This is a genomic window from Undibacterium hunanense, from assembly GCF_014284335.1.
Classification (GTDB): domain Bacteria; phylum Pseudomonadota; class Gammaproteobacteria; order Burkholderiales; family Burkholderiaceae_D; genus Undibacterium; species Undibacterium hunanense.
In genome coordinates this window covers 141,171-155,030 of record NZ_JACOGF010000008.1, presented here as the reverse complement: position 1 = coordinate 155,030, position 13,860 = coordinate 141,171, and the positions used below count along the sequence as shown (strand labels likewise).

Sequence of the window (13,860 nt, the reverse complement as noted above, 5' to 3'; positions counted from 1 at the left end):
CGAAGTCTTGCCCGGTCAGCCGCTTTTCTTCAGAAGATACCGGTTCTGCAAGTACCTCGTATAACAACGCAATTCTTGAATCTCTACTTTGGGATTGGCCACCTTCAATGACTTGATTGCAGCGACAATTTTTCCTTGCGCGATGAGGTCATTAACATCTTCAGGCACGGTGCCAGAAAAATCCGGGTTACCGGACATGCGGCGGATATATGCTTCCTTCTCAATTTCCATGAGCGGCAACCCAAAATCTACATCATTCTTTTCGCACCATAGTCGATGCTGTGTGCGGCATGTCTCGCAATACGTCGTCTCGGTCGAGTAGACCTCACCGCGCCTGCAGCCACCTAGCATGTAAAACCTTGAGTTGGGAAATAGCGTTCTATGCGCCTCGTGATATTCCGACGAATACCGAAACAGTCCATACAAGATCAGAACTATGTCCTGCTTGAGTCGTTCATCATGAACTGAACAAGATTCTTCAAATTTTATTCTCGGCATTATTAAGCAGTTTATATGTTCAATATGTTCATTGTCCCGGCCACGCAAGAATACATGCAAATCGTGGCAAAAAATTGTTTTTAAAAAATCAATTGAATAAATATAAATAGTGGTATATTTACATTATAAATTGTTAATCTCCGGGCTTTGTCGTTGAGTCCAATCAGATGCCGTATTGTCGGGATTCGCGTCTCAGCATTAACTTGAGAAGTCATGTCCAGCGCTTGGTCGTTTTGCTCGCGTTGCTTACTTTGCTTACTTTGCTCACATATCTCTGTTGATGAAATAAGTTTTAGTTTTAGACGGTTGTCCTGCGTCAGAAGTGCCAAGAAGCTTCTTGATCACAAAGAAAGGAATGTTTATGAAAAAAATCATCCCGCAGCGCCGTTTCTCAATAAGCGCGGCTGCTGTCATTGCAATTGCTGTCATGGGCATTATTACGGCACTTCCCTCAATTGCGCAGGCACAACAGAACCCGTTACCCAGTCCCGTAGTCTGCAACGCCAGTTCGACATGGGTAAGCAACCCGTCTTTGCCAGGCGATGTGCAGAATACCGATAACTGCAGTTTTCAGCAGTATATGTGGCAGACTCTGCTGTATCTGGTGCAACCGGTGGCAGCGGGCAGCAAGGTCCGGCAATTTGAAACCTTTATGCCTAGCTACGGCATTTTTGTTGATCCGGGCAAGACCCCAACCCCATGGGGAAAGACACCCAAACCGACGTATTGCAAAGGGCCATCTACCTTAAAACAGAGCTATGTTTTTTCCAATCTGACCTTGCAGGCAGGAGTCGGGCAGGCATTGATCGACAAATCGCTGAACCGGGTATTTTATGGCGTATCGGTCAATAAACCAGCGTATGACTTTATCACCGGTTGTGGCTTGCAAGAGGCGCAGTGCAGTTTAAGCCTGGCGCCCGATCTGGTTGATCCGGTTGGTTACAAGGTGGTGGATATTCCAAACCTGTACCCGAATCTGGCGTTTCCTACCGGCGCGATGGAATTGAAAACCGCATGGAAAATTTTGACGCCCGACGAAGTGACAGGCAACACCTTCTTTACCACTAAAGGCTCGGTTCAGGCACCCGGTAAAACCTGTATGGAGAATGTGAATCTGGGGCTGGTGGGCATGCACATCGTGAGCAAGACACCGTCCCAGCCGGAGTTTATCTGGGGTACCTTTGAACACCGCAATAACGCGCCGTATTGTTCCAATACCTCGGCTCCACCCCCATTAGGTGGAAACTGGACTTTTTATAATCCCAACTGCACCGGCAGCAGTTGCACCACCAATCATTATGCCGAAGGCAAAGCCACCCAGGTGTGCACCATGCACCCCTGGGGCGACCCGACGTTGGGCACCATGCCCAATAATTTGACTTGTGGTTCCACGCCGCCGCCTGGCTATATTTGTGACCCGGATACCCAAAAGTTTGTCATACAACCCACCACCGCCAATTTGCAGGCATTGGATTTATCTGTGAAAGCCATGTTGACCGCACTGCCTGCGGGCGACGCAAATAAATTGTGGGCCAATTATTCACTGGTCGGCAACGTATGGACAGCCAAGGGTACCTTGCCGCCTTCGGTGCAGGTGCAGGTCGGGTCTTTATCGGGTGCTAACAACAGCATGGAAACCTATGTGCAAAATGGCGTCTCGAACATTCAAAATCCCTACAACTGCTTTAGTTGTCACAATCTGGATGGCAAGAACAAAGGTCAGGCACTGGCTGACGCAGTAAAAGTTCAGTTGCCGCCAGCGGGTCTTTCCCATATTTTCAATTTACTGAATCTGAAAACCAAAGGTTGCAGCACAGGCGTATTACCTAGCAACCCTATGTGCGTCGCTAACGGTGGCCCAACCAAGTAAAAAAACCGCGTTCAACGATATTGAGAGGAATTGGCATGAGCTATTTGACCTATCCAAGATTGCACTTTAGCGGTGGCTTTTTGGCTGATCCAAGCACGGTGAACAATACACCGGACAACTATACCGATGCGAATAATGACGTAGCAAAGTTGCAGCTTTACTGGAACCCAAACGGCACCGGTATTTTTGATTTTCAAAGCTGTCTTGTCACCAAGGTAGTCTATGGCCCCGGCGACGAAACGACTGACCCTGCGGTTGACCCGGTGATAGGGCAACCAGTCAATGCCGTGTATACGATGGCAGCACCGAAACTGGTGGACCTCGATCCGGATCAGCAAAATACCAGCGAAATATGGGGGCTGAGTCTGCAAGTGGCCGGCATTACCACCAACCCGGCATCGATCAGTGATTTTGTCCGTGGTGATTATGTCGCGGGTTCATATAACGCGGTTTGGGCCCAGGCAATCAACGGCCCACGAAGCTCGGGCAGTGGTTGCGGGGTATATCAATCAAGCCTGACCAACTTGAGCTGGACGACAGCAGCGAAACCACAGTCTAAATTTCTCAGTTTGCTTCAGCAACAATCGCCGCAACAATTGAGCGTCAATTTTGTAGTGAACGCGCATAATAATGCGCCAGTGATCTATCTGTTCAATAAGGACACCTTGCAGGCATTGGAGAAAAAAGGCGTACCTGCCACTATCACTGCCAAGTTACTGCCCATGACCCGATACTACATGAACCTCGATAGTAAGGGTGTGCCGGCCAACCTGGGCTCGGTTCCTACTGAATCGTATGTGAATAATCGCCTCACTATTTTGCTGGGGCAGGCCGACGCCGATACCTATCGCGCCACTATCCTGGCGACTACACTGGCACCGCCACCATCGCCAGTGCCACCGCCGAACATCAATACCCTGTTTCCAACCGGTTTGTTAACTGGCACGATAGGGCCGCTGCCTACGGCGACCCCGGTGTTTTACACGCCATCACGCATGATGGCACCGGTTACGGTGCCGAATAGCAATGCCCAATGCAATTATGCCCCGTTCTGCACGCAGGAGATCAACAAAAGCGATGGCAGCAACGAAGTGTTGATCACCGTTAATCTGGGTAATTCACTTGCCACCGACAAGCCCGGTTATAACGATCCGGCGCAAGGTTTCGGGATTGCATTGTCTGCGCTGGGCGAGTTGTTTTTGGTCTATTTTGATCAAAATCAAGGAACGGGCATTAGCTTGAACAATGCAGTTACCATCGCCGCTTTGCCAAACGATCCGGCACAGATGGCGGAATTGATGACAACCAGCGGTGGCATACTGACGGTGAAAGTCGATCCCACTTTACTGCCACCTGGCTTGACCGTGCAACAGGCAGAACAGAAGGTGCTGACGATGCCCTTGGGTCTGATGGGCAAAAAATCGCCTGCGCCAGTTATCTGGTTGGCAGAAAACATCAATGGCTATAATTTGCGGGCCGATCAGTTTGTTTTCAGGATGAACCCCGGCATTCCTACAAGTCCAGACCAGCCCAACGGCGCAACCGCGCTGGTTCGCTTATATGCCACCCGGTTTGGTCAACCTGCGGCCAATATCAGCCTCCAGGCAACGCTGATGTCGCCAGAAGATTCGGTGACCTACACCAGCAATACCATGGGCACTGGCGGCACCTCTGGATTGAAAAATATCGCGATACCGCAAAATGCCTTGTCCTTCAACACTGCGCCTGTGCTGACCAATGCGCAAGGCATGGTCGAATTGAAAATCGTCGGCACTGACCCTGGTTTTCCGCGCGCCAGTCAAAACGTTGATGGGCAAATTTACTTTGTGCGCTACAATTTCGCCGATCAGACGATCGCAAAAAGCTACACCCAGCATCCGGACGATTTGATCAGTATCCTGCTGTTCAGCCAGCAGACCTTTCCCGAAAATCCGACCTGGGATAATTGCATCCAAACCATTTTGCCGCAGTACGCCAAGCTGTATCCCATCATGGGCCGTTTTAAACTGGACGACTATGCGACCGTGGTCCAATATGCCGAACCGATCAGCGTGGTGCTTGCAAAACCAATTGATGACGCCTTGCATATGCCGGTAATCCGGGATTTATCGATACAGCGCACCCAAGTTATCCTGAAGTGGTTTGCCAACAAGACGCCGAAGTAAGGCAGGCGAAGTAAGGCAGGGTTAGTCGCCACCGTAGCCGCATCATCGTGTCAAAATGCGCTCGTCAGGGTAGCATCCATGGCAGCGCATTTTGCACAACTTTGTAAGAAACAGCGTTAGCTCACTCACCACGCGGGGGACGATGGAATTCGGTAGTTAGCAGACCCGCACTGGTTCGCTGGTGCTTACGGCAAACTGATAACGCTGACGGTGTTGGAGGTGTAGTTGGTGACATAGGCGTTGCTGCCATTGGGGGTGATGGCGATTCCTGCTGGTGATTGTCCGACGGGCAGGGTGAATGGCAGCAGGGTGTTGGTTGCAATGTCGATGATATTGACCGTTCCCTGGCCGGCAGTCAGGCTGGTATAGTTGGAGCCAGCATACAGGGTATTGTAGTTGGAGACAAAGGCGTGACGGCCATCAGGCGTGATTGCAATACCGGCGGGCTGCAAGCCAACTGCAATCGCGCATGTCCAGCTTGGGTTGGCAAGATCAACCACAATGACGTGATGACCAATTGGTGCAAAGTTGTTGCTGCCAAAATTGGTGATATAGGCAAATGCGCTGTCAGGGGTGATGGCGATTGCAAAGGGACCGGACAGTCCTATGCCTGATACGGTATTGGTTACGACATCGCAAGAGGTATCGATTATGCTAAGGCTGCCATTGTTGGGGTTGCCATCGCCGTAATTGATGACGTAACAAAATTTACCATCAGGACTCAATGCCAATGCAGCAGGCGCCAGCCCCACTGTAATTGTCCCGACGATGGTCTTGTTTTGCAGATTGACTACGTTGACGCTTGTTCCGTTGCCGCTCTTGACCCCGTTTGGTCCACCGTAATTATTGACGTAGGCTTTGCTGCCGTCTGCCGTGATTGCAAAGCCAGAGGGGCCGTCAAAACCATCAATAACCTGAACGACATTGTTGATGGCAATGTCGATGACGCTCACGGTCGAGTCATGGCTATTCGACACATAGGCATATGTACCTGTTGGGTCTATCGATACCGTGTATGGTTGATTAAAGCTGGTGTGGTATATGGTGGTCAAGACCGTATTGTCCGGGAGATTCAGAACGGTGACGGAATCTTCTCCAGCAAGTCCATAATTATTGTTGTTGGCGATATAGGCATAATTGCCATCAGGGGTAATGGCAATTCCTGCCGGTGTGATGCCGGTATTGATGGTGGCGATAGAATCGTTGATTATGATACTGGAATCTAACTGTGTATTCATCATTATCCTCATAGAAAATTTGTAAAAATCAAAGTAACTGCGCTTCTGCTACATTTTTTTTGCTGTTTTGCTTCGTTTTTTGCTTCCTCTATTACAAGTCGGACTTACGCAAAATTGCCCCAGCAAGGCCCTTGCTAAAGTAACGATTTGCTGCTGGTCGTTGGTGTTGCCCCGGTGTTTGAACGCCGGGGTGATGGTGCATGCTGGCAACGAGGCGCGTTGACCTGGCTCAGCTAAAACTCAAAGGCACACATTCCTCCACCAGCGTAGCGTCGACGATGCCGGTGCTGAGCAGGTTGCAGTAGGCGCAGGCGACGGGGATGTCGCTGCCGCCGGGTGGGCTGGTGTCATTGCTGGGTGGGGCGAGATTGGCGGCGGTTTGTGCCTGTGCCACGGTATAGGGGGCGGCAGGTGTACTAGGCAGTGATAGGGCGCTGACCTGGCTGCCATAGCTCATCAGATAGCCGACAGCGGCGGCACCGGTGCGGTTGACGCCAGAATCGCAATGGATGTAGATGATGGCATTGCTGATGCTGGTCAGGCTGGCTGGAGCATTGGGCAACGCAGCCACATTGCCGGTCAGGGCATGGTAGATGGCACTGATCAGGCCGGTGTAGTTAAAGTCGGTCTGGTCAGCACCGATGGAAGTGGCAGGTGATACCGGCCAGGTTTCGCCAGTTGCGGTGGGGGCTGTGCCACCTATGGCCTGTATGGGCCAGTACACCATGACGCCCGGATTATCTGCAATGGCCGAGGGAATGTAGACAGGATAGGGGCCGGATTCACCATTCAAGGTTGGTGGGGTATTGGTGAACCAGGTCATTTCGGTATAGACGATGCCTTGATCTTTTGTGTTTGGCGCAAAGCCGATCAGACAAAAATCGATGATCACAGGGTTGCTGGAAAGGCTGATGCCGGCGGCCTTTGCCGCTACAAAATTAGTGTCTTGTGCGATGGCCTGGGTTAACTCTGCAATACCAAAGCCTGGTGTACCGAAGCATGCGCTGCCGCGTATCAAGACATTGTTGTTGGTGGTGTCGTAGTCCAGCAGGCGTACTGAACCTGCGATGAAGCTGCCGTTGCCATGCATGCTTTGCACGGTGCTTTCCAGTTCTCTTTCCATTAGGCTGTCCATTCTTATCCTCGCTATTTGATGGTTGAAGAAGTCTTTGCGCCTGGCCGTCCTGTGCATGGGCACGGGCAAAATACGGCTGTTGTCTTCTTGGTATATCAAATTGCGTGCCAGATATTTTCCCGGGGAAATTGGCGTTTTTCGCTGTTGTCAGTGTGAAATAAACTACTTTTTACATGCGGGGCCATGTGTTGACATGTCAATGACAGCTTTTTACATAGGGGGAGGGAGCTAATCCTGATATTTCTCGAACAGTTTTGCCAGCACGCCCTGGTTGTCCAACTGGACTAGGGCGGCACGCAATTTTTTTGCATCGTCGGCAGCCACGGTTTTTGATACCAGCATGTAGAACTGTTCTTTGAGCATGACCTTGGGCAGTAGCTTGACCTTGCCTTCCAGGCCGGCCTTGCGGATTTCGGTGACGATGCCGGGTGAGCGATGGCAATAAAAACGGCCACGGTTGGCCAGCAGTTTGTTCAGATTCGATTTGGATGAAACCGCTGTTGAATCCACCTGCAGGCCCCCCATGCCACGCAGGATGTCGCTGATGGCAAAATTGTGCATGGACAGGATGATGCCGTCATTGCCCAGCTTGCGGATATCGTCCCAGTCATTGACTTTGACGTCGTCATCGGCGCGCACGACCAGCAGGTAATTGACGGTAAATAAGGCCGGGCTTATATAGTCGTATTTGAGGGCGCGTTCCTTGGTGTACAGCAAACCGCAGACGACATCGTCTGGTCCGCCATAGACGCGGGCCAGTGGCAGCCAGTTTTGATCACCCACGAATTTAAGTCCAGGCTCTATCGCTTCAATGGCGCGCAATACGTCCACGCAAAAACCACCTACGCTGGTTTTGCCGCCTTCTTGTTTGGCGATGAATTTGGGTTCGGATGCTTCTTGTGCTGCGGTGCGCAATATGCTTTGTGCGCTGGCTGGGGAAGAGGCACACAGGATGAAGGCTGCCAGCAGCAGAAGTAATCCTTCCCGGGAAAAATCGGCTAGGCGATGCACGTGGTCTCCCCAGTTTGTCCTGACGCTGGATGGCGCAGTGCAAAAACGGCTTGCCTGCGGCAGTCTTTTTTGCATTGTACTACCGGGATGGAGATACGTCGCGGATCAAGTGCTGATACAGCACCTGGTTGCAACAAGGTGCTGCACGTGAGATGTAAGGGGGAGTGTAAGGTGGGGGAAAGTCAGTTGCGGAAAGCGGCGCATGAGGCTATGGCAGCCCCATGCGCCGGGTATATGAGTTAGCTCAGTTCGCTCAGCTAATTGAGTCAGAATTGAGTCAGATCAGGCTGTCCAGCCTATGTATTCAATACCGTTTTGTATCGCTGCGATGACCAGTGCCTGGTTTTCCGCGCTTTCGCAAAAGCTGGCCAGGGCACCGGCAGCGCTGATTTTGCCAGTATCGAGGGAATTAAGCCAATAATCAAAACCAGCTTTGTCAGGTGCGCGGTGCAGCACGTTCTGGTAAAAATTGGTGATCAGTGTGGTGTTGCTGGGGCTTTTTCCATACAGTTTTTGAAATTCTGGCGATGAAAAGAAGCCGGACGCCACTGTGGTCAGGCTGGAACCATTTGACATATCGTTGATCCAGTAACCCAGGCCGGCCAGATCGGGTTTGCGATCAAAGGCTGCCTGGTACAGGCGATAGGCCTGGCCTGCAATGCCTGCTGTTTCAAACGAGAGGTAATGGTCGTCAAACTTGATCAGTTCAATGTTTTTGAGCAGGTCGGTACCCTCTGCACCGGTCTTGTCCTTGACGATGTAGTCATTGCCGGATTTGGTCACCGTGTAATTGCTGATATTACCGGCACATTGCACCAGGTCTTTACCATCGGCACCGTCTATGGTGTCATTGCCACCACCACCTGACATCCAGTTGGCGTAAGAGCTACCGGTGATGTAGGTGCCAGTGCTGCCATAGATGCGGATGTTTTCCACGAAGCTGTAGCTGGCTAGCGAGCTATTGAAATTCACCCAGACGGTGTCTATGCCTTCACCGCTGTTTTCATACACCTTGTCTGCACTGGTATCGAGTACGTAGACATCATCGCCTGTGCCACCGACAAAGATATCGTTGCCACTGCGGGTACCTTCATCCCAGTCGAAAAGGTCATTGCCTGCGCCGCCGATCAATGTATCGTTGCCATCACCGCCATTCATGCTGTCGTTGCCGTCGCCGCCATTGATGCTGTCATTGCCACCCATGCCGTCTATTCCGTCATTGCCGGCCCCGCCATAGATGTTGTTGGCAAGGTCGTTGCCAAAGATGACGTCAGCCTTGGCCGAGCCGACGGCGTTTTCGTATTCGCCATAAAACCAGCGCAGACTGACAGGGCTACCGCCATAGACGATGGTATTGGCACCATCGTACAGGCTCATCGCTACCCCCACCAGATGGCTGGCACCGGTGATGGTGGTACCCATATGGAAGTAAGCACCATTGCTGTACAGCGACAGGTCTACTGTATCAATGCCGCCTTTGTCAAAATAGGTGCGATAGCCGTCTGTGCCTACTTGCAGAGTGTCATCGCTGACACCGCTGGTACCACGGCCTTCACCATACGCCTGTTGCAGCGCAATGACATCCAGGATCATAGGGGTGTAGGCATGCAGGGTTGCAGAATAATTCTGATCATCATACGACATGATGGTGAAATATTCCTTGTACATGTCTGCTGCACTGCTGGTCTTGAAGCCCAGCTTGTTGAACCCCAGGTACTGTGTCGCCGCAAAATCGGCACTGATGACAGGTGTTCCATTTGTATAGCTGATGTGAGGGTGTGACAAGCCCAGCGAATGTCCCAGTTCATGCATCAGGGTCTGGGTGGCACGGCTATATGGGCTCAGGGAATAATCGCCCTGAAATTCTTCCGCAGCTTCGTTGAGGAAGATGTCGCCGGCAGCGCCGGTATACCCCAGATTTTTGTCGGTGCTGCCACCGGACTTGCCGGCAAAGCTGACATCTGTGCGATAAATCCAGTTGATATTGATGTCGGTGACGTTGGAGCGGCCTACGTCTTCCGGGTTGGCAATGGTGCTGGTACTGGTGTATTCATAGTTGACCGCCTTGGTGAACGACAGGTTGGCAAACTGTGCATACACATCCGTTGCCAGGTCTATGTTATTGAGCTGTGTCGTGGTCCATACGTATTCATTGGGGCCATTGGTATAGATACCGCTGTTGAACAGCGAATAGTCTTTGTCCGAATAGTAATTGGCATAACTGAAATCGTCCGACACGCTGATGCGTATCGTGCCAGCAAGAATGTAATTGGTAATGCCAAAGGCATCAAAATTGAACATCGCCTTGGTGATGGTCGTGCCTGGAAAATAGGGTATGTATGAGGCCATAACGGATATCTGATTATTGTTTGTTATCGTTTGTAATGGTGAAACGCACGCCTGCCTGTCTGAAAACGGCAATGGTGGTGTTTTGGTTGACAAGGAAATATCCCTGTCATTTTTTATTCTCGCCACATTTCCGCCATGATAAGCAATAAACACCAATCGTAGTTATGATTTTTAGGGATGCCCTGTGTTTATCCAGCCAGCCATGCTTAAATCGCGGCAAAGATGAATTTCAGAACTCATTTCATGATGTTTGATGCTTTTTTATGACTCAGGATAGTTATGCATAAATTGATAGGGCGCGCTTTATTGAGCTTGAGCCTGGCGGGCATAGGCAATGCAGTGTTCGCTACGGAGCAGGGCAGTGATGCCGCGAGTGCTGTGGCGAACCCGCAACCGGCACCGGTATTAAAAAACCTGGCGGCTTTTCCTGTTGGCGTGGCAGTCAGTGCCGGGGATGAAAGACGCAGCCTGTTCAGGAAGACCGATCAACAAGCACTGATCAATCAGCAGTTCAACAGCCTGGTGGCGACCAACATCATGAAGATGCGCTATCTGCATCCGGCTGAAGACGTGTTTGCTTTTGATGATGCCGATGCACTCGCCAATTATGCCAAAGAGCACGGCATGATCCTGCATGGCCATGCGCTGGTATGGCACCCGGATTATCAGGTACCGGCCTGGATGAAAAACTACAATGGCGACTGGGATGCCATGCTCACTAACCATGTCGGGCAGATTGCCAGGCATTTTTCCGGACGGGTCGCCAGCTGGGATGTCGCCAATGAAGTGATAGACGAAAACGTGCCAGCAGCTTACCGGCCATCACTGTTCTATCAGAAGATGGGCAAGTCCTATATAGAAAAAGCTTTTATTGCTGCACATGCTGCAGACCCGGCGGCTGACCTGTATTACAACGATTTCAATACCGAATCCGTGCAATCCAAGCTTGATTTCATGCTGGGTATGATTGATGACTTCAAGGCGCGGCAGATTCCCATTCATGGCATCGGTTTCCAGATGCATGTCGATGTTGATTATCCCAGTATTGCGCAAATCCGCAAATCCTTCAGGGAGGTGGCTGACCGTGGCCTGAAGGTGAGGATTTCTGAACTGGATGTCGCGGTGAACAAACACAAAAATCTCAAATCCCTGACGCCTGCCGTGGCCATCGCACAAAAAGCCCGTTACAAGGAAATCGTCACGGCGTATCTGGAGGAGGTGCCGGCAGCACAGCGTGGCGGCATTACCGTCTGGGGTTTGGTTGATGGTGAAACCTGGCTCAGTGGTTTTCACAAACGGGCAGAGTGGCCTTTGTTGTTCAGGGATGATTACACCACCAAGCCAGCTTTTGATGGCGTGGTCGAAGCCCTTACGGGCCAATAGAAACCATCAACGTATTCAGTCTCCTTTGCGAAACCGCAAGCTCAGTACTAGCGGCACGGCGATCGCATAGACCACTACCACAGATAGCCAGATCGCCCCTGGCCATTGTTCGCGGACGACGAAGTAAAAGCTCGAGAATGCCAGTGGGGCGATGATGGATGCCAGGCTGACGACCGATGCCAGCACGCCCTGAAACTGACCCTGCTGATTTTCATCGACCAGACGGGTGGCAAGCGACTGCAATGCCGGGACGCCGATACCACCAAGTACAAACACCGGCATGACCGCAAATACCATCCAGCCTTGTCTGGCAAACGCCATCACAACCAGGGCGATGCATGTGCCTGCGATGCCGGTCAGGATGGTGCCGCGTTCTCCCAGCAGTTTTACCGCAGGGCCGGGCAGGAAAGCCTGCGCCAGTGACTGGCACACACCATAGGTACCCAGCGACAGACCTATCCACAGGCCGTTCCAGCCAAACACATCATTACCCCAGAGCGCCCAGCAGGTGCCATACACTTCACCCGTGGCACTCAAGAGGAAAAAGATGATGATGACGGGGGCCAGGTTTTTCATGGCAAATACCGAGCGTAATGGCCTTAGCGGATTCAGCACTGCCAGATCCAGCTTTTCATGATTTTCACGACTTGGTATGCGTGATTCTGGTAAGACAAACAATGCCAGCAGCAGATTACCCGCATTCAGCAGCGCCGCAGCGATGAAGGGTAGTCGCAACCAGTAATCACCCAGCACGCCACCCAACACCGGGCCGATGATAAAGCCTGCACCAAACACCGCATTGAACAGGCCAAAGCGGCGCGCCCGCTTGTCTTCGGGTGAAATGTCGGTGATATACGCCATGGCAACCGACATGTTGGCGCTGGTCAAGCCGGCAATGGCGCGGCCCAGCAGCAGCATCCAGAGCTGCGGTGCGAAGGCCATCACCACGTAGTTGATGGTCGCCCCGGCGAGTGAGATCAGCAGTACAGGCCGGCGGCCAAGACGATCACTCAATGCGCCAAGGACGGGCGCGAAAATAAACTGCATCACCGCATACAGCGCAGTCATGATGCCGATATAGGATGCGACATTCTCGCCATGCGTAACCTCTGCCAGCAGTCGCGGCAGGATGGGAAAGATCAACCCTATGCCGACGGCATCAAGACCAATGGCAGCGAAGATGACGGTCAGTGCCTTATTCATAGCCGCTCCCAAGGATGCAGCACACATCAGGTGCCCACAGGCGATCCTGTATGGGGATGCATACATCTACCCACGCCGGATGAGTGGTGAACGGCAGTCCGGATTGTCTGGCTGATGGGCTGGTTATTTCAATAACAAAATTGGTTTTCATAAATATGTACTTAATCTATAAATATACTGAGTACATATAAAATATGCTATCATGCGCCGCATGTCAATCCCATCTGATCTCCGGTCCCGCAAGCGTCTGGCCATGCGTCAGGGCATCTCCAATGCCGCTACCCAGCTCTTTCAGGAGCGGGGCTTTGATCATGTGACAGTGGATGACATAGCAGCAGCAGCCGATGTCGGGCGGATGACGGTGTTCAATCACTTTCCGCGTAAAGAAGACATGTTCTTTGATCGTGAAGAAGAAGGGCGTGAAGTGCTGCTCGAGGCCTTGCGACAGCGTGATCCCGGGATATCTGCAATAGAGACCTTGCGCCTGCTGGCGCACAGGCTGGTTGCGGAAGAGAGTCCTTATGTGCGGTTTGCTGCCGGAGCGCCCGGTTTTATCTCTGCCGCTAGCCAGGGCTTTATAGAGACGATAGAAGGCAGTGAAACCCTTAAGGCACGCGCCAGGGCAATCAGGGACGAGATCGCGCAAGTCATTGCGGTGGCCCTGGCCGGATCCGTCAAGCGGGAACCAGGCGACCCGGATGCTGAACTGGCAGCCGGTCTGCTGCTGGCAACCTGGACAGTGGCATTGATCCAGGCGCACCTGTGCTTCCGTCAAAAGCAGGACGCAGACGAAGCGAAAGCCATCTTTCTGGCGCTGGTAGATAAGGGCAGCACAGGCATACAGGCTGCACTTGCAGGTACACCTTACGCCTGATCAGGCATCTGTGACAAAAACTGCGTTTTCCATAAAACGGTTAAGCCGCAGAATTCGGCACGCGTTTTTCCTCGTATTCCCACCATAAGCTACGTGACTTCCCCCTGACCTGCGCATGGGCTTTCTTGCACGTA

Annotated in this window: 10 protein-coding genes; 4 read left to right on the top strand and 6 right to left on the bottom strand. The window is 51.9% G+C overall.

The window, feature by feature from the left end; translation table 11 throughout:
* Positions 1–15: 15 nt before the first annotated feature.
* A complete protein-coding gene (locus tag H8L32_RS16310; RefSeq protein WP_186948324.1) occupies positions 16–231 on the bottom strand; it encodes a hypothetical protein in 216 nt (71 codons plus the stop codon).
* A gap of 628 nt (positions 232–859) precedes the next feature.
* Here H8L32_RS16310 and H8L32_RS16305 point away from each other — a divergent pair.
* Together H8L32_RS16305 and H8L32_RS16300 are read left to right on the top strand one after the other, a co-directional pair.
* A complete protein-coding gene (locus H8L32_RS16305) occupies positions 860–2,368 on the top strand; it encodes a hypothetical protein (protein ID WP_186948323.1) in 1,509 nt (502 codons plus the stop codon).
* Between the two features lie 35 nt (positions 2,369–2,403).
* Entirely contained in the window at positions 2,404–4,533 is a 2,130-nt protein-coding gene (locus H8L32_RS16300; protein ID WP_186948322.1) for a hypothetical protein, read from the top strand.
* Positions 4,534–4,718: 185 nt separating this feature from the next.
* On the opposite strand, the gene H8L32_RS16295 is transcribed toward H8L32_RS16300, so the two are convergent.
* From H8L32_RS16295 to H8L32_RS16280, 4 genes are all read right to left on the bottom strand, one after another.
* Positions 4,719–5,771 carry a beta-propeller fold lactonase family protein gene (locus tag H8L32_RS16295; RefSeq protein ID WP_186948321.1) on the bottom strand — a complete coding sequence of 351 codons (1,053 nt, stop codon included), beginning with the start codon at positions 5,769–5,771 and terminating at the stop codon, positions 4,719–4,721.
* A gap of 229 nt (positions 5,772–6,000) precedes the next feature.
* Positions 6,001–6,906 (bottom strand): protein-tyrosine phosphatase family protein, encoded by a 906-nt coding sequence (locus H8L32_RS16290; protein ID WP_186948320.1) that lies wholly within the window; start codon positions 6,904–6,906, stop codon positions 6,001–6,003.
* Positions 6,907–7,134: 228 nt separating this feature from the next.
* Positions 7,135–7,917, bottom strand: a complete 783-nt coding sequence (locus H8L32_RS16285; protein ID WP_186948319.1) for a substrate-binding periplasmic protein — start codon at positions 7,915–7,917, stop codon at positions 7,135–7,137.
* Between the two features lie 282 nt (positions 7,918–8,199).
* Entirely contained in the window at positions 8,200–10,266 is a 2,067-nt protein-coding gene (locus tag H8L32_RS16280; protein ID WP_186948318.1) for a DUF4214 domain-containing protein, read from the bottom strand.
* Between the two features lie 279 nt (positions 10,267–10,545).
* Between H8L32_RS16280 and H8L32_RS16275 the strand changes: the two genes are divergently transcribed.
* Entirely contained in the window at positions 10,546–11,649 is a 1,104-nt protein-coding gene (locus tag H8L32_RS16275; RefSeq protein WP_186948317.1) for an endo-1,4-beta-xylanase, read from the top strand.
* 15 nt (positions 11,650–11,664) lie between these two features.
* On the opposite strand, the gene H8L32_RS16270 is transcribed toward H8L32_RS16275, so the two are convergent.
* Positions 11,665–12,852 carry a TCR/Tet family MFS transporter gene (locus H8L32_RS16270; protein ID WP_186948316.1) on the bottom strand — a complete coding sequence of 396 codons (1,188 nt, stop codon included), beginning with the start codon at positions 12,850–12,852 and terminating at the stop codon, positions 11,665–11,667.
* 211 nt (positions 12,853–13,063) lie between these two features.
* Between H8L32_RS16270 and H8L32_RS16265 the strand changes: the two genes are divergently transcribed.
* Positions 13,064–13,726 carry a TetR/AcrR family transcriptional regulator gene (locus tag H8L32_RS16265; protein ID WP_186948315.1) on the top strand — a complete coding sequence of 221 codons (663 nt, stop codon included), beginning with the start codon at positions 13,064–13,066 and terminating at the stop codon, positions 13,724–13,726.
* Positions 13,727–13,860: the final 134 nt, after the last annotated feature.

Coding starts and splice junctions, on each gene's coding strand:
- H8L32_RS16290 (WP_186948320.1), bottom strand. CDS start 6,906: ATGGACAGCCTAATGGAAAGAGAACTGGAAAGCACCGTGCAAAGCATG.
- H8L32_RS16305 (WP_186948323.1), top strand. CDS start 860: ATGAAAAAAATCATCCCGCAGCGCCGTTTCTCAATAAGCGCGGCTGCT.
- H8L32_RS16310 (WP_186948324.1), bottom strand. CDS start 231: ATGGAAATTGAGAAGGAAGCATATATCCGCCGCATGTCCGGTAACCCG.
- H8L32_RS16270 (WP_186948316.1), bottom strand. CDS start 12,852: ATGAATAAGGCACTGACCGTCATCTTCGCTGCCATTGGTCTTGATGCC.
- H8L32_RS16300 (WP_186948322.1), top strand. CDS start 2,404: ATGAGCTATTTGACCTATCCAAGATTGCACTTTAGCGGTGGCTTTTTG.
- H8L32_RS16265 (WP_186948315.1), top strand. CDS start 13,064: ATGTCAATCCCATCTGATCTCCGGTCCCGCAAGCGTCTGGCCATGCGT.
- H8L32_RS16295 (WP_186948321.1), bottom strand. CDS start 5,771: ATGAATACACAGTTAGATTCCAGTATCATAATCAACGATTCTATCGCC.
- H8L32_RS16275 (WP_186948317.1), top strand. CDS start 10,546: ATGCATAAATTGATAGGGCGCGCTTTATTGAGCTTGAGCCTGGCGGGC.
- H8L32_RS16280 (WP_186948318.1), bottom strand. CDS start 10,266: ATGGCCTCATACATACCCTATTTTCCAGGCACGACCATCACCAAGGCG.